This is a genomic window from Tenacibaculum sp. 190524A02b (assembly GCF_964036645.1).
GTDB classification, from domain to species: domain Bacteria; phylum Bacteroidota; class Bacteroidia; order Flavobacteriales; family Flavobacteriaceae; genus Polaribacter; species Polaribacter vairaonense.
On the sequence record NZ_OZ038525.1, the window covers coordinates 2,597,341 to 2,620,637 of the forward strand.

Annotated in this window: 18 protein-coding genes; 1 reads left to right on the forward strand and 17 read right to left on the reverse strand. The window is 30.0% G+C overall.

Going from position 1 to position 23,297, the window contains the following annotated elements; genetic code table 11:
* The first annotated feature begins 19 nt into the window (after window positions 1–19).
* Window positions 20–538, forward strand: coding sequence for an ankyrin repeat domain-containing protein (locus ABNT65_RS10560; RefSeq protein ID WP_348745815.1), 519 nt, complete (start codon window positions 20–22; stop codon window positions 536–538).
* Between the two features lie 101 nt (window positions 539–639).
* Here ABNT65_RS10560 and ABNT65_RS10565 read toward each other — a convergent pair whose 3' ends face one another.
* The 17 genes from ABNT65_RS10565 to ABNT65_RS10645 form a co-directional block, all read right to left on the reverse strand.
* The gene (locus ABNT65_RS10565) at window positions 640–2,826 is read right to left on the reverse strand and encodes a DUF3857 domain-containing protein (protein ID WP_348745816.1); all 2,187 of its coding nucleotides are present in this window, start codon (window positions 2,824–2,826) and stop codon (window positions 640–642) included.
* A gap of 5 nt (window positions 2,827–2,831) precedes the next feature.
* Complete coding sequence (locus ABNT65_RS10570) at window positions 2,832–4,751, reverse strand: transglutaminase domain-containing protein (protein WP_348745817.1); 1,920 nt, start codon at window positions 4,749–4,751, stop codon at window positions 2,832–2,834.
* Window positions 4,752–5,073: 322 nt separating this feature from the next.
* The gene (locus ABNT65_RS10575) at window positions 5,074–5,529 is read right to left on the reverse strand and encodes a hypothetical protein (protein WP_348745818.1); all 456 of its coding nucleotides are present in this window, start codon (window positions 5,527–5,529) and stop codon (window positions 5,074–5,076) included.
* Between the two features lie 52 nt (window positions 5,530–5,581).
* Window positions 5,582–6,178: a hypothetical protein gene (locus ABNT65_RS10580; RefSeq protein WP_348745819.1), complete on the reverse strand. Its 597-nt coding sequence runs from the start codon at window positions 6,176–6,178 to the stop codon at window positions 5,582–5,584.
* A 533-nt stretch (window positions 6,179–6,711) separates the two neighbouring features.
* On the reverse strand, window positions 6,712–7,008 hold the full coding sequence (locus ABNT65_RS10585) for a type II toxin-antitoxin system RelE/ParE family toxin (protein ID WP_348745820.1): 297 nt from the start codon (window positions 7,006–7,008) through the stop codon (window positions 6,712–6,714).
* Window positions 6,995–7,249 (reverse strand): type II toxin-antitoxin system ParD family antitoxin, encoded by a 255-nt coding sequence (locus ABNT65_RS10590; protein WP_348745821.1) that lies wholly within the window; start codon window positions 7,247–7,249, stop codon window positions 6,995–6,997. Before ABNT65_RS10590 ends, ABNT65_RS10585 begins: the two co-directional genes overlap by 14 nt.
* A gap of 219 nt (window positions 7,250–7,468) precedes the next feature.
* On the reverse strand, window positions 7,469–7,636 hold the full coding sequence (locus ABNT65_RS10595; protein ID WP_348745822.1) for a hypothetical protein: 168 nt from the start codon (window positions 7,634–7,636) through the stop codon (window positions 7,469–7,471).
* 150 nt (window positions 7,637–7,786) lie between these two features.
* Window positions 7,787–8,032: a transposase gene (locus tag ABNT65_RS10600; RefSeq protein ID WP_348745823.1), complete on the reverse strand. Its 246-nt coding sequence runs from the start codon at window positions 8,030–8,032 to the stop codon at window positions 7,787–7,789.
* 117 nt (window positions 8,033–8,149) lie between these two features.
* Window positions 8,150–8,767, reverse strand: coding sequence for an IS3 family transposase (locus ABNT65_RS10605; protein ID WP_348747826.1), 618 nt, complete (start codon window positions 8,765–8,767; stop codon window positions 8,150–8,152).
* Window positions 8,737–9,084: a helix-turn-helix domain-containing protein gene (locus tag ABNT65_RS10610; protein ID WP_348747840.1), complete on the reverse strand. Its 348-nt coding sequence runs from the start codon at window positions 9,082–9,084 to the stop codon at window positions 8,737–8,739. The genes ABNT65_RS10605 and ABNT65_RS10610 overlap by 31 nt, the downstream gene beginning before the upstream one ends.
* Window positions 9,020–9,427, reverse strand: a complete 408-nt coding sequence (locus tag ABNT65_RS10615; protein WP_348745824.1) for a helix-turn-helix domain-containing protein — start codon at window positions 9,425–9,427, stop codon at window positions 9,020–9,022. The genes ABNT65_RS10610 and ABNT65_RS10615 overlap by 65 nt, the downstream gene beginning before the upstream one ends.
* A gap of 122 nt (window positions 9,428–9,549) precedes the next feature.
* Window positions 9,550–10,122 carry a hypothetical protein gene (locus ABNT65_RS10620; protein WP_348745825.1) on the reverse strand — a complete coding sequence of 191 codons (573 nt, stop codon included), beginning with the start codon at window positions 10,120–10,122 and terminating at the stop codon, window positions 9,550–9,552.
* 137 nt (window positions 10,123–10,259) lie between these two features.
* On the reverse strand, window positions 10,260–11,045 hold the full coding sequence (locus ABNT65_RS10625; protein ID WP_348745826.1) for a hypothetical protein: 786 nt from the start codon (window positions 11,043–11,045) through the stop codon (window positions 10,260–10,262).
* A 548-nt stretch (window positions 11,046–11,593) separates the two neighbouring features.
* A complete protein-coding gene (locus ABNT65_RS10630) occupies window positions 11,594–15,166 on the reverse strand; it encodes a hypothetical protein (RefSeq protein WP_348745827.1) in 3,573 nt (1,190 codons plus the stop codon).
* A gap of 193 nt (window positions 15,167–15,359) precedes the next feature.
* The gene (locus ABNT65_RS10635; protein ID WP_348745828.1) at window positions 15,360–17,936 is read right to left on the reverse strand and encodes a T9SS type A sorting domain-containing protein; all 2,577 of its coding nucleotides are present in this window, start codon (window positions 17,934–17,936) and stop codon (window positions 15,360–15,362) included.
* 107 nt (window positions 17,937–18,043) lie between these two features.
* Window positions 18,044–19,969 carry a S9 family peptidase gene (locus ABNT65_RS10640; protein ID WP_348737856.1) on the reverse strand — a complete coding sequence of 642 codons (1,926 nt, stop codon included), beginning with the start codon at window positions 19,967–19,969 and terminating at the stop codon, window positions 18,044–18,046.
* Between the two features lie 72 nt (window positions 19,970–20,041).
* On the reverse strand, window positions 20,042–23,206 hold the full coding sequence (locus ABNT65_RS10645) for a VPS10 domain-containing protein (RefSeq protein WP_348745829.1): 3,165 nt from the start codon (window positions 23,204–23,206) through the stop codon (window positions 20,042–20,044).
* Between the last annotated feature and the right edge of the window lie 91 nt (window positions 23,207–23,297).

Sequence of the window (23,297 nt, forward strand, 5' to 3'; positions counted from 1 at the left end):
TTTCTTTAATATTTTAACCATGAAAAAAACTATTTTTTTACTTCTGCTGTTATTATCTAGTACTCTTTTTTATGCACAAGAGCCTATTTTTGACTATAGTAGAGAAGGTAATACAGAAGCTATAAAAGCATTATATAAAGAAGATTCTAAAATAATAAACAGTGTTAACAACAAGGGATTTAGTCCTTTAATACTAGCTGTGTATAACAATCAAACAGAAACTGTACGTTTTTTACTAACGCATAAAGCGAACACAGAAATACAAGACAACTACGGAAATACAGCCTTAATGGGTGCTTGTTTTAGAGGATATGCAACGATTGCTCAATTATTATTAGACCATAAGGTTGATGTAAATAAAAAGAATTATAACAATGCTACTGCTTTAACTTTTGCTGCTACTTTTGGGCATGCCAATATTGTGAAAGCATTACTTAAAAACGGAGCTGATGTTAGTTTAAAAGATAACAGAGGGAATACGGCATTAGATCATGCTAAAATGCAAGGAAATGAGGAAATCATAGCTTTATTGAAATAATATTTACTCAAAAAAAGAACTACCGCTTTTGATTTAAACTTAATCAAAAGCGGTAGTTCTTTAACTTTTATAAGTTATTTAAATACTTACGTTTATATGGTTTATCCTTTTTTTAATAAAATTTTTGCTTGTGTAAATTTAAATGCTTCATCTAACCAAGTTACCATAATACTCCATTGTGCATTTTCTATAAAGTTAGCTTTATACTTTTTGGTGGTTTCTATAATTAATTTCCCTTCTTTTACGTAAGCCTTAGCTATAAAAGCACCTGTTTCATTTTCTATTGAAGTATTAAGACTCTCTATACCTTGTACAGAATATCCTTCAGGAAGTTCTAATGTAATTTCATAGTTGTAAGTTTTAGCAAAATCAATATAAACATTGGCTTTTCTGTTTTTTTCATCATCCTCTATTTTTACCTGCCCGCCTATAAATTTTCCTATTTCAATAATTATATTCTTTCCTGCCTTTTTGATATAACCATCTTTCAATAAAAAGTCTTCCTTTATTTTTAAAGGTGTTTTATCTCCGTATCTTCCAGTTTCTATTACACTAGTATTAAATTCTGTTACTTTACCTTCACTCCATTCACTATCAACATACTCTTCTCTATTTTTTATAAACTCTTCACGTTTTTTATCTTCAAAAGCTTTGAATTGAGTACTGAATCTTTTTTTTGTTTTTTTAGAACCACATTCATAGAAGTGTCCTTTTTCAGGAAACTTTTTATAATCTTCTGCCAAGAAATCTGTAAAATGAATCCAGTTCTTAATATATTGATCCTCAAAATGACCTCTAGCAATCAACTCTCTATTTACCGTAAACCCTTTTTTGTCTTCATTTAGTTTAAGGTTTATATTTTCTTTATAATGATTTTGCTCTGCTGATGATGTACCTAAGAAAACTTTTTCTAATTTTTCAATTCTTTTACCTTTAACTACAGCACCTTGGTACGCTTCTGAACCTTCTAGCGCATGAGGAAAACGTTCAAATGTCATGTTTTCATTAAAGTCAAAGAAATACAAGTTAGGCTCAGTTTTAAACTTTAATCCAACTCTAGCGTTCGACTTAATTAATAAATCTTTTAGTTTACCATCATATCTTGGCTGTACAAGAACAACATCATAATCTATATCATACTTTTTACAAACTGCTCTTAGCCTAGACATTACCGTAATGTCACTATCATACATTCCAAAATAATTTTTACTACACTTATTTCTTGGCACAAAAAACCTTTCAATAATCTTAGCTTCGTAGGCTATTCTTGGCTCAAAATAGCTTGTGAATTTGTGAAATCGAATATAATCAAGAGCAGCTTTTAATACTTCTGTTTTATTAGTCAGTCCTTTCTCTTTTATATATTTCAATATATCTGATGCGTATTTTGTACTTGATTTATTAAACTTTCTATCAAAATAATCAAATACATCTTCTTCTGTTACTTTAGATTTTACTTCACCATCTTCTCCTGTAAAAATATCTACATATTTTTCGTTCTTTCTTTTTCTCGCAAAAGCAATTTGGTATTTTACAGAAGGTTGTTCAACTAGCGGGAAATACCATCTTTTTGTTTTTAGTTTGTCTATGTTCTTTGCTTCTACCACATATTTTTGTGTAGCATTTCTGTCTGTTGGTTCTTCCTTTAATGCTGGAGCACCATTGTAGGTGTTCATATTTAAAAAGAAGTCGTTTTCTACTTCAACAGCTAATCTGTAATCTAGAATAGGATAATTATCTTTTAATGTTGATTCATTAGCTGGGAATATGTTTACTCCATCCAACTCTTTTTTCTTCGAATCTGTCTGGATAAAAACATCTAATATATCTCCAATTTCTAAACTTGGTATTGCTATCTTTTTTATATTATCTTCTTTAACCTCTACAGCTTCAATGTCAATAATTATTTCCTTTGCATCTGGCTTAATAACTCTTATACCTATAGTAGTTTCTCTTCTAGAATAAGTTCCCATTATCCATGGTAACTTAAAATCTTTTTTTAACTCTATCTCAGAAAAAGTTTCAAGAGAAGATTGATCTTGTATTTTTATAATTTGATGTTTGTTTTTCTTTGACAGAATATTCTTTCCTCGATTAAAATACATGACATACCTGTGATCTTTTAAAATCACCGCACTTTCATTTGACCATTTTTCGGGAATCGTTGTGTTTACAATTTCTTTAGCTGGTGTTTTCCAGAATTGTTCTCTTAATTCAAGTTCTAATTTTGTTTGTGCAATGCTAAATGTACTTGTAATTAAGGCAAAAACAAAGAGTAGTTTTTTCATCTTTTTTAATTTTTAACAAGGGTAATTTGTTCGTCGTAGAAATTTTTTATTTTATTAATAGATGTATTCCAAAGTGCTAGTTTGTCTTTTGGTATCAATCTTTTTTTAAGAATAATGTTAGAACTGTATACTACCTTTCCTGCATTTTCAACATAACTAGCTTCAAAAGTCATAAAATCATTCTCAATTTTAACGGATTCTGGTAAGGATTCTACTTTATAGCCTGTAGGTAACTCTAAACTAAGTTCTTTTATTTTTCTTCGTTTCATACGAAGCAATAATGGGGCTTCTCTATCCTCTTTTAACTCCCAATTACTTAGGTAACGAACGGGATCTAATTCTAAATAAAGATTATTACCAAACCCACTTACAACGTTGTTTATTTCTAGTTTATAGTCTAAATTAATTTCCTTATCTCTATCTGAAAAGTCAAAACCTTTTACATCGGACACCTTGGCATTATCGTTACCGTCTGCTAATACATCACACATGACTTCTTCTCTTTTATCTTTTGGTGTTCCAGTAAACCCATACAAAAACTCACTTACATGTTCACCTGCCAAACTTCTATTTATAGTTCCTGTAATGTTGTTATCTACAATAGTTAATTTTCCCTTGTAAATTTCCTTATTGTATTCTGGTTGGGCTTCTGGTACTCGCTTTAATATAAAATTATCTTTGTTTTCAATTAAGGCTTCTTTTCCTTGTATTCTGGAAGCATAGGTACCGTATGCATTGTATTTTTCCGTTCCATCTAGAAAAATAAATTTATCATTTAGCATCACGCCAGAAATCATGTGATTGTCTACAATTAAAGATGGTAACGAATAATCATAGGCTATGGCATCTGTACCTATCCAAACCAATCTAGCATCAAATCCAGCTTCAACAAGCATGGTTTTAAGTAAAATTGCCATTCCTTTACAGTCTCCATACTTTTTATTGTAAACATTTTGCGGAGCATCTGGTTTAAAACCAGCAATTCCGTCTTCAAAAGCAATGTATTTTATAGAGTCTTGTACCCAATAATAAATTGCTTTTATTTTATCTTCATCATTTTCAATGCCTTTTATAATTTCTTCTACTTTTGCTTTAATATCATCCGTTTTAATAGCTACATCATCTACTAGCTTTTTATACCAAGTATATAAATCTGCGGTATTTTTAAAAAGTGTATGTGAATTCCCCTCTTTATCAGTAAATGCTTTTGAAAGGTATACAATATGCGGATGCAAATATGAATTACCAGGCTTAGCTACTTCTTTCTTAATCCCAGCTATGTTTTTAAAGGTATAACTTAACACATTATGTTTTTCAGTTTTACTTTCTGTTTTATTGATTTCAAAACCTTTAAAATGAAAATCTTTAGTAGAAAAACTTAACCATTCTGGAATATTAATAACAAGGTTACCTTTTATAATTCTGTGAGGTTTTTTCAAATACTCTACAGTAAAGTATTTGATATCTTTATAACGTTTTACTTCTTTTACTTTTCTAACATAACCTTGAAGTGGAAGATTTATTTCACCGTATCTAATTCTATAATCGTTATGAAAAATAGATTCGTCAGAATACGCTTCGTCTCTATAGTTCCAAAACTTCTCTCTACCTCTTCTACCATATAATTTTAATTTTTTAATTTCAGATTGTTTGTCGTACCCTGTACTGTACCATAAATCTGCTCTTTTTGAAATGGCTAAAAAAGTAATAGACTTCGATTCAATTACCTCAACTTTGTTGGTTTTTCTATTGAGTTCAAAGTTTATTTCAATTGAATAATCGGAAATAACTACATCTTCTTCCTCATACTTTTCTTTTAAGGATTGTGCTAGTTTTACAGCCTCCTCTGTTGGCTTGTCTCTTTGTGCAAAGAGTGTTGATGAAAATAGTAGTAATGCTAATAAGTGATAAGTGATATTTCTCATAGTGCGGCAAAGATACTTTTAATTACAATATATTTTGCCTGAAATGCAATTTATTTATTTCATTTATGAGGCGCAATTGTTTTTAAACCAACCACTTCTCTGTTTTAAATATCTTTTTAATAAAAACAATATTCCACTTAGCACATTCCAAATTATGAAATAAATCCAAATATCTTTTTTGAATTCCGTTAAACAAGGAGGGCAAGGGTAATCAGGAATACAGGGTTCGCATGATATGAAAAAAGAGTCAATTAAAAATCGCCCAATTAACAGTAAATTTCCAATAATCCAACTATAAAAAATGTAATTCTTTTTTTTCATTCTAATTTTCTATTTCACCCCTATATTTTTCCCTATCTGTTGAGTGAATTCCGAACATTGTAATTCCACTATCAAAGATTTTAATATCAAAATCACGCTTTATTTTATATCTGTCATCCAAATCCTTTGATAAATATATAAACCCTAGAAAAAAAACTCCAAATCCAACCCAAAATATTTTACAAATCAGTTTAGGTATGTTTACTTCCCATAATCGGTTTATAATCAACGTTACTATTAACCAAAAGGCAAAATAAGTCAGAAAATTAATTGTCATTTCAGTCAAAAAGTATTGAGTTGACAATGATGTATGAAACCCTTCGCACTTGTAGATTAAAGGAAAGCCATAGAAAAAAACATCTTTTGCATCTATCGCAATTCCAAACCACCATTTGGTTATAATTCCAAATGAAATTAACGTCAAAGGTAATGTTTGTCTAAAAATTATTTTTTTCATTTATCAAATTCGGGTAAGGATGCTCACACGATTGCATCGTGTGGTTAGATATTTACCAAACAGTTTCTAAATCCGTTTCTGTTGCCTTTTCTACGCGATTTTCTTTTTTAATATCAATATACTCAGCTATTGTAAACTCCACCACTTTTTTCTCCTTATTAAGAGATAAAATATCCCAAACTTTTTCAGCATTTATATTATTGAATTCACATGGCAATTGACTCAAACGTTTTTCGAATAATTTTTGATTATAAGGTTTAGATATTCTAAAAACATCACTTCCAACAATCTCTGGAATAGTGTAAACAAAATCTAAGTTTAATAACTTTTCAATCAAACTCATTTTTCGTAGAATTCGATTTATTTTTATGTTATAAGACTTTCGAATATCAAACTCTGGAAATGTTTTTCGAGCTATTTTTTCATGTTTAATTTTCTCTAGAAAATCAGCTTTTGGGTTATTATCTCCAGAACCATAAATAAAAAATCTTTCATCTGGCTTATTAATAAATATCAATCCTTGACCAACGTAAATTTCTGTCGGATGAAAATAACTAAAACAATAATAATCAGGAGTATTTTCAATTTCTCTTAGTTTCATTTCTGGAATACTCAACCCCTTAATATATTTTATAGCTAATTCTTTCACGATTATATTTTATTTACTCCACACGATTGCATTCTGTGGTTACAATTCATAGTTTAAATTAATTTTCAAAAAAAATAATAATTCTAAAATGTCATGTTATTTCTTGCTCGCAACACGAAAAAGTTCGTATAAGTACTCTATGGAACTATTTATTTATCTCTTTATGATCTACCATAAAAACTAATATAATAGTACTAATTAGAGAGGTAATTAAAAATGGAATTAATTTTATTACATCAATTAATCTAACAGAAAGTCCTGCAATAAAAACTATTAAAAAATAGAATAAAAACAAAACAATTCTCTTTTTAATTCTAGAGTTAAATCTTTTAATAATTCTTTCTCTAAAATATATTGTTATAAATATAGGGTTGAGAATTACCCAACAAATCATTATCAATAATAGTTCCGTATATGAACCTGTTCCTCCAATCATTTTTTTATGTTAACAACCTACACTACCATATAATTGCACCATACAAAAGGATTCGTGCAAGAGCGAGTTTTTCTTATAGATTGTTAGCTACTGCCTATTATAATCTATTCTCAATATCCATTCTTTGATGTAGAATTCGAATTATTTCTACTATTTGAGTTTTCTTGTCTATTTTATAGAATAAATAATGAAGTTTAACTTTAGTTCTTAAATATCCTTTTCTAACATAACTAAAGTCTTTTCCTTCTTCCGGTTTTGTCGAGATATACTCAATCTCCTCAAAAATTTGATTTAGATATCTGTCAGCTTTTTCAATAGACCAAGTTTCAAAAGTATATGCCCATATTTTTTTAAGGTCTTTTTCCGCTTCAACACTAATTTTATATTTCGCCACTCGAATATTTTTTATGCATTGAACTTAAAAAATCACTCTTACTAAAGTTCTCTACAAATCCTGAGTTTTCTCCTTTTTTTAATTCTCTAATTAGTTCTTTTTTCTTATTCTCCTCTTGTTCAAATAATCTTAGCGCAGTTCTAACGACTTCGCTTGCAGACGAAAATCGTCCTGAGGTTATTTGTTCACTTATAAATTCATTAAAGTAATCACCCAACAATATTGATGTATTTTTTGCCATAATTATTGTTTTTTACAAATATACCAATTTATGGTATTAAACACAAATCTTTGGGTTATAGCTAACGCTGTAGGCATGAGCTGTAAACCATTGTCTTTTGCCTATTGTTATCGGTTGTCTTTGATGAGTATTCACTCAGTAAAGAACTGATAAAGTTGGGTATCTAAAGCTTCTTCGTTGTAACTCTAGAAAGGCATCGTGGTGGTGACTATTCTTAGTTTAAATTAATTTTCTAAAAATAATGATATTATCTAACAAACCTGTTTCTCCAGCATAGTCAATAGCACTACTATATCTATAATCTTCTGGTTTAAAAACCCAACCTGCTTTTACTGGGTTATTATGGATATAGTTAATTTTTTCATTGATTACCTTAGTACTCCACAATTCTATTGGTTTATTATCATGCCTCCAAAATTGATATTTCTTTACATTTGAAGATTTATTGGCTACTTTTTGAAATTCCGCTAATAGTAATTCTTTCCTGCTTTCTCTAAGGTTTTCCTGAATCGCTTTTACGATTGCTTTACTTGTAAATCATTTAAAATCTCCTAATAACAACTGTGGTGGTTGTCCTTGGGTACTTCTAAATATTAAATGAATATGATTAGTCATAATACACCAAGAAAAAATTTCCATTCCTTTATTTTCTTGACAAAATGATAGGCTTTTCAATAAAATATCTTTGTACTCATTTCTGGTAAAAACATCTAACCACTTTACTACTGCAAAGCTTACAAAATAGATGCCGTCTGGATTATGGAATTTATAGTTTCTACTCATAGCACAGCTAAAATACAAAAAACTACCTTACATTTTACTGTACAGTAGTTTTCTATTTTTATTTTGTGACGTCCTGAATACTCGTTACAATAATTAATATATTAAAGGTAGTAATTTTTAAATTGCTACCTTTAGTTTTTTGTAGCTTTTTCTTTTGACTTTTTTTTGTTGGTGCATTTGATTAGGAGTTAACATTGAATTTGATAAATGAGGTCTTATTTGATTGTAAATATTGATTGCATTTTTAATTAACTTCTTTTTAATTTGTATAGAAACGTCGTATTTATCAATTGCAAATTCTTGTTTAAGAATCCCATTGATTCTTTCAGCTATAGCATTTTCATAAGGATCATATTTTTCAGTCATGCTAGGTTTGATATTATTGATACTTAACATTTTTTGATATTCATTAGAGCAATATTGTAACCCTCTATCTGAATGATGAATAATAGGTTCTTTATTATAATTTCTATTAGAGATTGCCATATCTAGGGCTCTTAAAGAACCTGCTACATTTAAACTATTAGAGACATCATACCCCATTATTTTTTTAGAGTAAGCATCAGTAATTAGCGCTAAATAACATGGGTTTTCTCTCTTTCCAATGTAAGTAATATCACTCACCCATACTTGTTCAGGTCTTACAAATTCTATATTTTTAAGTTGATTTACATGTTTTCTAAATCTATGATGAGAATTTGTAGTTATATGATATTTTTTCTTGGTAGAATTAATAAATTATTAGCTTTTAATATTTTAAACAACTTATCACGACCAACACCAATTGCTTTTAATTCAGATTTTAAAAGATAAAATAATTTCCTTGTACCTATTCTCGGCATTGATATACGGATAGTATTTACTAAATCAATAACCTTTTTACTAAGCTTTTGTTTCTCTTTATATGAATGAATAGCTCTATAATATACCTGCCTATTCACCCCGAGTAAATCACAGGTAGCTGTTATGCTTTCTTTGGCTTCTTGACTATATTTTTTGATAACTCGGGTACGTGCTTTTTCTGATTGGAATATTAAATTCTTCTTCAGCAATATCAATCATCATATCAAAAATGATGACTTTTTTATCAGCAAGCTCTGCTAAATATTCAGCACGTGCTTTTTGCTTTTCTAAAAGCTTGACTTGTTGCTCTAATTCTAAAATACGCTGTTCAGGTGTTTTTGACATGGTTTGATTTATACTAAAATCGTAATCAAATTTACCATATTTTTTTAACCAAGTACGAATCGTAGATCTTGCTTGAATACCATATTTATCAATCGCTTGAGTTCTGGTTAATAATCCTTGCTCAATCTCTTGAACAACTTGTAGTTTAAAGGACAAACTATAATCCTTTTGGGTTCGCTTTACATAATCTGATTTCCTAGAATCCATAAAATAACTTTTAGTTGTAACGCTATTTTAGGACGGGACATTTATTAATAACTTTAGCTGTTAATACTTACTCATACTCGTCACACGAAAGGATTCGTGCGGGAGCGGGGTTATTTTAGAATCTATAATCCTTCTTCAAAATTCATTCTTTCAACCTTTTCTCTTTGCTCTATCAATGTTTCCACTCCAAAATCTCTTCGCTCTTTATTTGTAATTTTCGTTGTATCAATGTCGGCTAGTTTCCATGGTTCATCTCCATTTTTATGATATTGAGTCCCGTAAATCTGAGGTTTTCCAATACTTAATAAATACCTATCTGTAGCTGCAGCTAAAAGCCACTTATCAGCATTAGGATTTAACTCAATGCTTTTTTTCATAAGATTCATAGCCATTTTATAACTAGTTGAATCACCTCCGTGTTGAAATATCATAGCTGCATGTCTATAATCTTTTGATGTATGTAACTTCTTAAGTTTTATTAATTCCATTACTCTTAAACGTCTCAAGCTATCATTTTTTGAAACTTCATCCCAGTCTGTTTCAAAATAATCTTTTTGGCGGTCCTTTTGATCATTATAATGAATTTGACTTAGTTCAATGTTATCATTAAAGATTCCGTTCTTTATCGCATTTGAATGTTTTATATTGTTCTTACAAGAAGTAACTATAAATACGACTAAAATTATCCTTTTCATAAAAAAAATGTTTTAATGAAGCACAACGACCCAGCTAAGGAATCGTTGCGTTAGTTTTACTTTTACGTTATAAATATACCTAAAGATTTGAGTTGTCCGAGTATTTTCCCAACGGGAAAATGCGTAAGCAGTGTTTTTTAGGTTTTGTTATATGCTTTTTTTACTATAGTTTTTTCTTTATTGGGCTTATTATACTCTATTGGATCTAATGAAAAAAAGCTTCTGTAGTTTTTGTCATTAGGTTGAAATAAAGAGTTTTTTCCTTTGAATTTAACTTCTAGAGCAAGTTTTCCATTGTTTAAAAAACGTTGAAGTATAACTTCGTTTTTTTCTCTGTCTGAAATTACAATTTCATGGTGATAATGATTTGGAGCGCCTAAATAAGTTGAAAAAGGAATAGAATCTCTGGAATAGTTTAGGCTCCTTTTAAGTCCAACCTTACGCATAGGAGCTATTGAATCTATTTCATTTAGATATAATGTGATTAATTGATGTGGATCCCAAAAACTTGATGTAAACACTCCATCTTCATAAAGAATATAATCAATATATTTTTCTTTCTTTTTTAACTCAGAATATATTTGTTGTATATATGTTTCATAAATATAACTAGAGAAGTCAGGATTACTAAGAAAGCCTTTAACAGTAAATCTATTTTCTATTCCAATTAAACCTAGATATTTATTGTTTTTAGCTTCAAAACATTCAAATTGAGTTGATGGATTACAAGTTTTATATAAAGGGATAAAGCTACCTATTCCGATAGTTAACTCTTTTTTTTCTCTTAATTCGATAATTCTATTTCCAGTTCCTTGAATTATTATATTTCCATTTTTTAGTAAGAATTTATATGATACTTTATCTTCTCCTGCTAATATTCCATTTTGTATTTCACAGAAAGAACCTGAATTTTGTTGAGTCATTTTATAATATTTAAAATGAATTGGAAAAAAACCGAAGTTGTGAAGGAGAATTAATATCGTAATTCCTATTATTAAAATTTTGAACTTTTTCATTTTTAGACTAATTGCATATAACGCAGAGGTAAATACAATGGTGTTATCCCCATTACATTTACAATGCTACTAGATTTTTTACTAATTAAAAACCATAAAGTAGTTCAACATCAATTTAAACCGACAAACAACTAACTATAAACACCTTAACATCAAAACACTTTACTACTAAGTCAATAAATACAGCTATGGTAAACCTATATTTCATAAAATAAAAATTAGAATAAACTATAATATTCATTTAGCATATACTTCAACAAAATAACCTTGTGAAAATGTATCAATGAGCTATGGAAACATAGCAACGGACTATAGGAAAGTATCAGCGAACCAAATGCAAATGTCAGCGAACCGACTGAAAATAATAGCTACTGCTCTAAAAAAAGAACCCGCTCAGAAAAAATTCTGAAACGGGCTCTAACAAAAAGTAAAAAAATTAATACCCCTTCACTCTATTAATTATTTACTTTCATGAATTTATGAACTAATATGCCTTTATCACTATGTATTTTCATAAAGTATAAATTAGGAAATAAGTAACTTACATTAAATGTTCTTAATTGCCCTGAGAAAAATCCTACCATTCTATCAGAAAGATCATGAATGGTAATGTATTGTATTTGAATATCTGAATTCTTCTCCGTTAAATTCATTATTCCTGTGGTTGGGTTGGGTGATAGCGTAAAGTAGTCCTCAAATGTTGGTGGGCCTACTTTCTTTTCTTTTACCTCAACACGTTCTGTATTGGTTATAATTGGTGGATTAAAATCAAAATAGATTGCTGCTTTATTATCTATTACATCTCCTAATACTAAATCATCTTTTGTTTTAATTCTGAATAAAACATAGCCGTCATTAGTAGCATCGTCAAATGGTAAGTTGATTTCCTCAAATGTAAAGGTTACTTCTTTTTCATCCTTTATAGTGGTAGTGTATTTATGACTTGCATACAAAGGTTCAAAGGTTTTAATATCTAGTTTTGTAGTATCTATCTCATCTACAATACTAATATTTATAGCATCTGCAGTTCCTTTATTTTCAAATCGGATTAAATAATGTAAATACTTCCCTACTTCTTTTGGTTCTAGAATATTTCCTTCTAAACATGTTTTATCATTCGGATCATACGAATTTACAACTGTTTGATTCAACACCATGGTATTGTCTTCTGGTGCTTCATCCGTAGCTCCGTTAACTTTTACCGTGTATGTTAAAATATCACCATTATTTACTGCTGGACTATCCGTTGGTTTATTAACGTTTAATGTTAATTTGATTTCTCTTGCTTCATACGGTTTTAAATCTGTAAAATTCCACGAAAACTGATTAGAAGTTGTTGTTGCTACTGCTGGATTTGCTGAAACCAAGGTTAAAATATCCTCCATATATTCTAACGCAATGGTTCCAGACTGTGTAGTAGTTCCTCTGTTTTTATACGTAATATTATAAGAAGTATCAAACCCTGGTCTAGCTGGTATTCCTTCAGGTACAATGGTAATTTCTAAATCGTTAAAATCAACCAAACTAGTTACACAAAAATCTTGTGTTTTTATTGGTCCTTCTGCCGGGAAGTTGATAATTGTAGGTGGAAACGTTGGTGCTGGAGAAATCGCAAAGTTGGTTGGTTTTGCAAAGTTTGAAAACATATAATAGCTTCCTGCTTCAACATTGGCTTCATAAAATCCGTCTTTATCAGGAAAAACAGTTATTGGGAATCCTCCTGCTACTGGGAAAATGTTAAGACTCAATCCTGCTGAAAAACCTCTATCATTTACATCACAGCCATCATTGTTAATATCAAATTTAACACGACCTCTTAAAAAGTTACTTTTTCCGCAATCCGTACTTACTTTATAATTTCCTGTATTTTGGATATAACTTCTTCTATAAATAGCAGACTCTACATAGTTTTCATCTACACACATAAAAGCTAAGCTAGGTGTATTTTTAAACTCAAAATTATCTAAAGTTCCTTTAAAAGGTTGTCCGGTAAGGAATACTGTTTTAAGATCTGAATTGTTTTCTACATTCAAATAATCTAACGTAAACTTTCTGGCGTCAAATGTTAAAAATTGATTGCCTGCAACATTTAAGCTGCTAAGCTTACTGTTATTATCTCCAAAAGTAATATCCGTTAACTCATTGTTTTGTAGTTGTAAAGTTTCTAATGCGTCATTTTTACTAATATCAATAGTTACTAATTTATTATTAGCTGCGTTAATATTTTTTGCCTTTGTATTAGTATCAAGGTTTAGTGCTGTTAATACATTTCCACTAACATCAATAGTATCTAAAGCTATATTTTTAGATAAATCAATAGCGGCTAATTTGGTGTTTCTTATAAAAAGGCTAGTTAAATTAGTATTCTTACTTACATCTATGGTGGCTACATTGAACGCTTCATTTTGATTTTCAAAATTTTCTACTCTTAAACTTCTTAATTTGGTGTTTTGAGTTACGTTTACATTTTTTAAAGCAGTAAAAATACGTACCTCAACTGTTTCTAATGCTGGATTGTTACTAAAGTCTAAACCTGTTACAGCAGTAGCTACTATCATTACATTTTTTAATGCAGCTTGTTTACTTAGGTCTAAAGAAGAAAATGAACCTCCTATTACAATCAAATTTTGTATTTGTGTATTCTTTTCTAGGTTTAATTCTTGTAATTTATACATGCTAACATGTAAACTTTCTAACAATGTATTTTCCCTTAAATCTATACTCGTAAGTATAGTACTCTTTACTTTTAATTCTTTTAATGCTGTATTACTAGTTACATCAATAGTAGACAGTGTATTTTTATCAATATTTAAATACGTTAAGTTAGGCAACACACTTATGTCTAAAACATCAATATTAGGTGAATCAATAGTTAATCGTTCTATAAGTGGGTGATTTCCTAAGTTAATTGTTTTAATAGGTTCTTCATCTCTTTTTCGTTGATGAAAACTTAATTCTCTTAAATTTTTAAAGAATTTTAGCTCCGTAATATCTTTTATATCTAAATAATATCCATTTTTTCCTGGGGTTGCTGTGCTTTCAGGAATTAACAAACTGGTTACAGCTTCTGCTTCTGCAAAGCTAACTTCACCATCTCCATCAGTATCTACATTATTTGCTGGTAGTAATACCGCACTTTCAAAATAGAAATCTTTAAAATTGATGTTATTCCCAACGCCACAATTCAAACTGATTTCATAATTTGAGTACCCATCTGTGCCTTTCTTGGCTTTTATTTCTTGAAAAATATCTGGTGATGCACAAATGTTTTTTAAGTTTAAACAGTTAGTATATCCTAAACTTCCATTTGATGGTTTAAATGTATGGTTCCCTGCTATAAAAGCAGTTTCTAAATTAGGATTACTACTAAAGTCTAATCTGTTTAACGTATTGTTGCGAACGTCTATGGTTGTTAAACTGTTATTGCTAATATCTAAATGATTGATAGCTGTATTCTGGGCAATGTCTATAGACGTAATTTGATTGTTTCTTAGTATTAATTTTTCTAGGTTGGGAATATTGGTAACACTTAAAGTGGTTAACTGATTGTTATAAGCCTCAATATTTGTAAGAGTTGGTGTATTGGGTAATTTTAAATTCGTTAATTTATTACTACTTACATTTACGCTTTCTAAGGTTATTTTATCTTCAAGGTTTAATGTAGTAAGTTGACTTTCAGTTAATGTAAATTCTTTTAAAGCTGGTGTAGCCCCAATAGAGAATGTTGTTAAATTATAACTATATCTTATGTGTACTTGATTTAAATTTGTATTTGAGCCTAAATGAATACTTGTTAAATCTTGGTTTTCCGATATAATTAATTGCTTTAAGGCTTTATTATGAGATAAGTCTAGACTAGATACTCCTGTTAAAACCATTCTAAAAGATTCGATGTTTTCAAAATATTTAATATCTGATACATCTTTAAAATCAGCAGATAATAAAGCTATTCGTCCTGTTAGATTCTTTGCTTCTTCTACTGTTATTTCTCCGTCTTTGTTACTATCAGCACTTGTGACTTGGACCATATATTGCTTAAATAGATTGTCCTTAAAGTTGATATTTTGAGCCTGAACTTTAAATAAACAGGTCAAAATACATAGCAAAATTAATTTGTGTTTCATGGTAGGTTAGATTTTTAAATTAAACTCCAAAATTACCGCTCTGAAACAAAATAAAAATCACCCTTTTCGGGTGATTTTTGTTATTCTTTTTTTAGTATTAATTAACTACTTTCATAAATTTAGTTGTTAATATTCCTTTATCACTAGTATGTACTTTTAATACATATAAATTAGGGAATAAATAGCCTACATTAAAAACGCTCATTTGCCCTGGAAAGAAACCTACTATTCTACCTGATAAATCATGGATACTTATATACTGAATTTGAATAGCTGTTTTCTTTTGAGTTAAGTTTAAAATTCCTGTTGTTGGATTTGGAGATAATGTAAAGTAATCATCAAATGTTGGCTCTTCAACCTTTTTCTCTTTTACTTCAACGCTTTCTACATTAGTAATTATTGGAGGATTGAAATCAAAATAAATAGCTGATTTGTTATCAATTACATCTCCAACCACCAAATCATCTTTTGTTTTAATTCTGAATAAAACATAGCCATCATTATTTGCATCATCAAATGGTAAGTTTATATCTTCAAAAGTAAAGGTTATTTCTTTTTTATCTTTTACAGTGGTTCTATACTTATGACTTGCATATAACGGTTCAAATGTTTCAATATCTAACTTTGTGGTGTCTATTTCATCTACAACTGTTATATTAACAGCATCTGCTGTTCCTTTATTTTCAAAGCGAATTAAATAATGTAAATAGTTCCCTACTTCTTTTGGTTCTAAAATAGTTCCTTCTAAACATGTTTTATCATTCGGATCGTAAGAATTTACAACTGTTTGGTTTAACACCATAGTATTGTCTTCTGGTGCTTCATCTGTAGCACCGTTAACTTTTACTGTATATTTTAAAATATCTCCATCATTTACTGCTGGACTATCCGTTGGTTTATTAACGTTTAATATTAACTTAATTTCTCTTGCTTCATACGGTTTTAAATTGGTAAAACTCCACGAAAACTGATTGGTAGTTGTAGCTTCTACTGCTGGTGTTGCAGATACCAAACTCAATATATTTTCTGTATAATCTAATGTAATATTTCCTGACTGAGTAGTAGTCCCTCTATTCTTATACGTAATACTATAGGATGCGTTAAATCCTGGTCTTGCTGGTGCTCCATCTGGTATTATAGTTACTTCAAGATCATTAAAATCAACCAAGCTAGTTACACAAAAATCTTTAATTTTTATTGGTCCTTCTGTAGGAAAACTAATAGGTGTTGGTGGAAATGAAGGAGCAGGACTTATATCAAAGTTAGTTGGTTTTGCAAAAACAGGGAACATATAGTAATCTCCATCTGCTAAAGCTATTTGATAAACTCCATCTTCGTCTGGAAATACTTCTTCGTAGCCTCCAGTTAAAGCTGAAATTCCAAATTTTAATCCTGATGAAAAACCTCTATCATTAGCATCACATCCATTCTTATCTAAATCAAAATTTACGATTCCTTTAAGAATGTTACTTTTTGAGCAATCATTGGAAACAACATAATTAGAATGATTTGTAGATTTTTTTCTTTCTTTTGCTGACTTTACAAACTTTGAATCAACACACATGTATTCTAAATTAAGGCAGTGCTCATAGTATGCATTTTCAAAATCTCCTCCAAAAGGTTGTCCTGTAAGGTATGCTTTCTTTAAGTCAGGATTTCCTGCAAAGTATAGAAAATCTAATTTACAATTTCTAACATCTAATGCAGTTAACTTGTTATTCATAATACGAAGAAATTGTAACTTCGTGTTCTTACTAAAGTCTACATTGGTTAATTCATTACTATCTATAAGCAGTTGTTGCAGGTCTGTATTAGTTGTTAAATCTATTGTAGTAAGTTGATTGTTTGATATACTTATTGTACTTAACTTTTTACAATTGGTAACATTTATACTTGCTAATTTGTTAAACGCAAGTGTTAACTGCCTTAGTTCATTATTTTTACTTAAATCTAGAGCCGTTAAATTTGTATTGGTAATATCTACCACAAGTAATTCAGTATTTTTACTCAAGTCAAGAGCTGTGATAGCGTTATTTGATAACTTTAATATTTGTAATAAAGGGCTATCTTTTAAGTCTATATTTGTTAAACTTCCATAGTGAATTTCTAATGTTTTTAGTTTGTTAGCATTACTAAAGTCTATGTCAGAAAGTGCTCTGTTATTACTTCTAATTTTAACTAGCTCTAATTGGGTTTTATTACTTAAATCTAACGTAGGTATTTTGGTATTAATTAACTCTAAGTGCTCTAGTTTTGAATTATTACCTAAATCTAATTGATTCAAATGTACTGCAGATAGAATTAATTTTTTAAGGTTTGATAGCATACTTACGTCTATGCTTGAAATAGTAGATCCCCATAACTCAAGCTCTTTAATATGTGTATTATTACTCAAGTCAAGTGAAGGAAATACAACATTGTTAGATTTTAATACTTCTAAGTTTTTGAAGTATTTAATATCTGTCATTTCAGTTAATGATACATTTTCAAAGGTAAAAGCTTTCAGTGTTTCTGCTTCCTGAAAACTAATTTCTCCATCAGAGTTTGTATCAACTCTATGTTTTTTACTGTTTAATAGGGCTTCTTTAAACTTAATATCTTTAAAATTGATATTTTGAGCATTACTTTTTATAAAAAAGCTCAATAAACATAGCAAAATTAATTTGTGTTTCATAATAGGTTATCTTTTAAATTAAGCTTCAAAACTACCTACTTAAAACGTAGAAAAATCACCCGTAATGGGTGATTTTTATTGAATTTCTAACAGTATATTACTGACCTTTATTCTTTTATTTTTTCAGTTTCTCCTTCTTTTTTAAGGTGTTTATCTAAAAATTTTAAAATTCTACTATTTGATTCTATTTGGTTTTCTTTTTTTCTAAACCCATGCCCTTCATCATCAAATAACACATATTCTACTGGTACACCGTTCTTTTTTACTTCTGCTACAATTTCATCTGATTCTACTTGCAATACTCTTGGGTCTTTTGCACCTTGTAAAACCATTAATGGCTTGGTTACTTTATTGGCATGGAATAATGGAGAAATTCTTCTTAACCTCACTGAATCTGCCGTATTTGGATTTCCTAATTCTTTATATAACGCTTCTCTATATGATTCCCACCATGATGGAATACTTTTTAAAGTTCTTAACCAATTAGTTACTCCAAAAATATTTACACCTACTTTAAATTCTTCTGGCGTGTAAGTTAATGCTGCCATCGTCATATACCCTCCGTAAGAACCTCCTATAATTCCTATTTTATCAGCATCTATTTCTGGTTGTTTTGCTAACCAGTTTTTACCTTCTACACAATCTTGTAAATCTTTTTCTCCGTGGTTTTTATCATCCATGGTATAGAATGTTTTTCCATAACCACTACTTCCTCGGTTATTAACTGCTAATACTGCATAACCATGATTTACTAAATATTGAATTCTTGAACTAAACCCTTGACGTGATTGTCCGCCAGGACCTCCGTGAACCCAAACTAAAGCTGGCACTTTACTTTTAGTAGAAGCTTGGTGAGGTAAATAGTAAATAGCTGGTATGGTTACTCCATCAAAAGATGGATATCTAATTACTTTAGCCTTTACTAAATCTGCTGGATTAATGTCTTTGTTTAAAACATCTGTCAACTTCTTTTGTTCTTTTGTTGTTAAGTCATATATATACAAGTTAGAAGGCGTATTTGATCCTCCTGAGTAAAAGCGCATTTTAGATTCGTCTTTTGAAAAACCAACACTAGTAACACTTTGTCCATTTACATTAGGTAATTCGATATTTTTCCCGTTTGCTATGTCAAAAATCTCTATTGCATTTTTTCCATCTTCATTAATATAGGTTACTCTGTATTTTCCATTATAGGTAAAATAACTTCCCATAATATCCCAATTTTTCTTCAAGACTTCTTCTGACTTTTTAGCTTCAATATCATATCGCATTAAAACTGCAAATTCTCCATTAGCATCTGTTGTGTAGTAAAAATATTTATCATCTAAAGAAAAGTCTTCAGCACTATTTCCACTTAAAGTTGTATTAATTTTAGTAGTTTCTTTGGTTGTTCTATTATATAAAAACAAATCTCTGTCATTAGTATTTACCGCTTTACTTAATGCTAAAATGTTTTTATTATTTGATTTAGCTACTACATTGTATCCTTCTTTATTTTCATAGATCATTTTAGAAGTGAAATTTTCAATTTCCATTTCATATACATCCATAAATCGTTTGTCTCTTTTATTAGATGAAAAGAAGAAACTCTTTTTATCTCTTGCCCATCCAGAAAACAATGCTCTTGCTCCTTTTTCTGGAGTTAACTCTTTAACGGTTCCATCCAAATCTCTTTTAAAAATATGATAGATTTCATCTCCATTGTTATCCATTCTAAACAACATTCTGTCATCATTTGGAAAATATGAAGTAGCATATACCGATGAACTATCTGATTTTGTAATTGGTGTAAACGCTCCATTACTGGTGTTTACTTCATAAATATTATATACTCCTGAGCGGTTACTTGTTACTAATAACTTTGAATTATCTGATGAAAAACTTCCGCCTCTAACCGCTTCATTATCCATCATTTGCTTAATGGTATATTTTTTAGGTTCTTTCTTAACTTCTTCAGAAGTTTTTTGCCCTTCCTTTTTACAAGATAGTATTGTTATTGCCATAATAACAATAAGTGAATATAGTTTTTTCATTATTTGATTTAGTTTTGGTTATTATTGAATTAGACCGTAATCTTAACTTTTTGTTACACAAGCTTTCTTTTTTTAATTTATACTAAACCTTTTAGTTTCTTTAAAAGGTGAAATCGTTATTTTCTCTACTTTATCTTTATACCTATTCCAATCGTTTGTAAAAAAAGTGTTCGTTTTATTTATCGCTTTTTCAAATACTTCTGTAAATTGTTGTATCAGCCTTTCTTCTGTAGCTGTTTGATTACCAAAACGACTGTTAACATACCACCTAGCGGTATTTAGTCTTTGATTTATGGTTACCTCTGGATTCCTTGTTATTCCCTGTCTTTTATCTACTTTTCCTAAAAAAGTAGCGACTAAAGTATCTATTTGTTTAATTATTGCTTTGGATGCCTCAATACTTTCCTTATATTTTTTCTTGTCTGACTTTGCTAATTTTGACTTATAGTTACTGGCTATTTTTTTACTTTCTTGTAACTGTCTCAAAACATTCACCATAATTTCTTGGTAGCTTTCTAGTTTTTTAGCGGATTCATATTTTTGATTGATGGCATTATCAGATAATTTTAATCTTGGATCAAAAACTATTTTAATATTTTGTTCCGAAGATTGATTTCCATAAGTTAGTTTTACTTTATAAATACCTGGTTTTACTTTAACTCCTGATGGTTCAGCTTTAGGTTTTCTAATATTTCTTGAAGGCTTAACAATTCCTTTTTCAGTCATATTCCATACTAACCTATGAATTCCGTTTTCTTTTGGTGCTTTTCTTTTAATGGTTCTTATTAATCTATTTTTATCAAAAAACTCAAATTTTATAGAGTCATACTTAACAGAAGTAGTATCTTTTTTTATGGTACTCTTTTTAGGTTTATTTATAGAGTATGATAGTATCGCTCCTTTTTTACGGTTCTCTCCATTGTATAGTGCATCTGCTCCAAAACGACTTCCTAAAGGTTGCTGATATGAAGCTTGATATCCTATTGGTGGCTCAAATAAATTAACCGCATTAGTTAAAATTTGTGCATTCCTTGCCATAGCTCTTAGTGGTCTAATATCATCTAAAATCCATGCTGCTCTTCCAAAAGTTCCAATAACCAAATCGTGTTCTCTTGGGTGAATTACCAAATCCTTTACAGGTACCGTTGGAAAACCATTTGTCCACTTTGTCCATTTTTTACCTGCATTTATAGAAACATACAAACCGTCATCGGTTCCTAAAAACAGTAGGTTTTTATTCTCTGGATCTTCAACAATACATAATGTATAACTTTCAACATCATTTTCATCTACAATTCGTTCCCAAGTTGTACCATAATCTTTGGTACGGTAGGCATATGGTTTGTAATTAAATCTGCGGTAATCATTAGCTACCAATAAAGCTTCTCCTTTATGTTTATTAGATGCTTTTATTTGTGTTATCCAACTATTTGCTGGCAGTCCCTTTAAATTGGCTGATATATTTTTCCAATTTTGTCCACCATCTCTAGTAATTTGTACTTGACCATCGTCAGTAGCTACCCAAAGCATTCCTTTTTCCAAAGGCGAAGGTTCTACAACTAAAATAGTACAGTGGTTTTCTGCTCCTGTAGCATCCATGGTTAATCCTCCACTTTCTGATTGTTTTTGTTTGTTTTTATCATTTGTTGTTAAATCTGGTGAAATAACTTCCCATGTTAATCCTTTATCTGTTGATTTATGAACAAATTGACTTCCAAAATAGATGGTTGAATTATTAAATGGGTCAATATTTATAGCTGAATTCCAGTTAAACCGAAGTTTTACTTTTGGATCAGGATGTGTAGGTCTAACTGTATAATTATTCCCCGTTACATAATCATACCTAGAAACATATCCTTGTTGACTCATAGTCCAACCATAACGAGCATCATCTTTATCAGGAACCACATCAAAACCATCACCAAAACTAATTTCTTGCCAGTAGGCATTTCTAATACCTTGTGCTTTCCATACATAAGCTGGTCCGCGCCAAGAGCCATTATCTTGCATTCCTCCATAAACGTTGTATGGGTATTCATTATCTACATTTATATGATAAAATTGTGCTACAGGTAAATTTCCTATAAATCGCCAAGACTTTCCTCTATCAAAAGTTATGTTTAAACCTCCATCATTTCCATCTATCATAAAAGAGCCGTCTTTGGGATGAATCCACCAAGCATGATGATCAGGATGTACTCCATTAGATACTCTATAAGCTGGCATTAATCTTTTAAAACTTTTTCCGCCATCTTCAGAAACATTTACATAGGTAAAAATGGTATACAATCTATTTTCATTCTGAGGATCAACATATATTTCGGAATAATAAAATGGTCTATTTCCAATACCGCTTCCACTATTTATATTTTTCCAAGTGAATCCACCATCTTCGCTTTTATACAAGGCATTTTTATTAGCTTCTACTAAAGCATAGATAATTTCTGGATTAGAACGTGCAATGGCTATTCCAATTCTACCTAACTTCCCTTCTGGTAAACCTTCTTTATGAGTTATTTTTTTCCAATTTTCTCCACCGTCATGCGTAATAAACAAACCGCTTCCTGTTCCTCCAGAATTAAAAAACCATGGTTCTCTTTTATGTTCCCACATGGTAGCAATTAATTTATTTGGATTGGAAGGATCCATTACTAAATCTGCTGCTCCTGATTTTATGTTGGTGAATAATATTTGTTTCCATGTTTTACCGCCATCAGTTGTTTTATAAACACCTCTTTCTTTGTGTTCTCCCCATGGTGATCCAATAGCAGCTGCATATACTATATCTGGATTGGATGGATCTATAACTATTCTATGTATATGACGTGTTTTTTGTAATCCCATAGATTTCCATGTTCTTCCCGCGTCTAGTGATTTATAGATTCCGTATCCTCCATTTAAACTATTTCTTGGGTTTCCTTCTCCAGTTCCTACCCAAATAACACTTGGATTAGATTGTTGTATGGCTAAAGCGCCTATTGAGGCTGTTACTTCTTTTTCAAAAATTGGTTTCCATTTAATGCCTGCCGAAGTAGATTTCCATACACCTCCTGATGCTGTTCCTACATACATAACATCAGTATTTGATTCTACAACATCTATAGCTGTTACTCTTCCACTCATTCCTCCAGGCCCAATATTTCTTGGTTTCATATTTTTAACCAAGTCCATAGTGAACTCTTGCGCATTTAGAAAAAAGTTAGAGAAAATTAATAGTAGTATTAATAGTTTTTTCATGGAGTTTGTGTTTCATTAGTAAGTTTGAGTAGTAAAGGTATCAATTAAACTCCAAAAAAATGTTAAGTTTATGTTTTTCAAAATAAACAAC

Bases quoted from the DNA above. Each gene is read 5' to 3' on its own strand.
- ABNT65_RS10565 (WP_348745816.1), bottom strand. From the start codon at position 2,826: ATGAAAAAACTACTCTTTGTTTTTGCCTTAATTACAAGTACATTTAGC.
- ABNT65_RS10635 (WP_348745828.1), bottom strand. From the start codon at position 17,936: ATGAAACACAAATTAATTTTGCTATGTTTATTGAGCTTTTTTATAAAA.
- ABNT65_RS10570 (WP_348745817.1), bottom strand. From the start codon at position 4,751: ATGAGAAATATCACTTATCACTTATTAGCATTACTACTATTTTCATCA.
- ABNT65_RS10620 (WP_348745825.1), bottom strand. From the start codon at position 10,122: ATGAAAAGGATAATTTTAGTCGTATTTATAGTTACTTCTTGTAAGAAC.
- ABNT65_RS10630 (WP_348745827.1), bottom strand. From the start codon at position 15,166: ATGGTCCAAGTCACAAGTGCTGATAGTAACAAAGACGGAGAAATAACA.
- ABNT65_RS10560 (WP_348745815.1), top strand. From the start codon at position 20: ATGAAAAAAACTATTTTTTTACTTCTGCTGTTATTATCTAGTACTCTT.
- ABNT65_RS10575 (WP_348745818.1), bottom strand. From the start codon at position 5,529: ATGAAAAAAATAATTTTTAGACAAACATTACCTTTGACGTTAATTTCA.
- ABNT65_RS10590 (WP_348745821.1), bottom strand. From the start codon at position 7,249: ATGGCAAAAAATACATCAATATTGTTGGGTGATTACTTTAATGAATTT.
- ABNT65_RS10645 (WP_348745829.1), bottom strand. From the start codon at position 23,206: ATGAAAAAACTATTAATACTACTATTAATTTTCTCTAACTTTTTTCTA.
- ABNT65_RS10640 (WP_348737856.1), bottom strand. From the start codon at position 19,969: ATGAAAAAACTATATTCACTTATTGTTATTATGGCAATAACAATACTA.
- ABNT65_RS10600 (WP_348745823.1), bottom strand. From the start codon at position 8,032: ATGAGTAGAAACTATAAATTCCATAATCCAGACGGCATCTATTTTGTA.
- ABNT65_RS10615 (WP_348745824.1), bottom strand. From the start codon at position 9,427: ATGGATTCTAGGAAATCAGATTATGTAAAGCGAACCCAAAAGGATTAT.
- ABNT65_RS10625 (WP_348745826.1), bottom strand. From the start codon at position 11,045: ATGACTCAACAAAATTCAGGTTCTTTCTGTGAAATACAAAATGGAATA.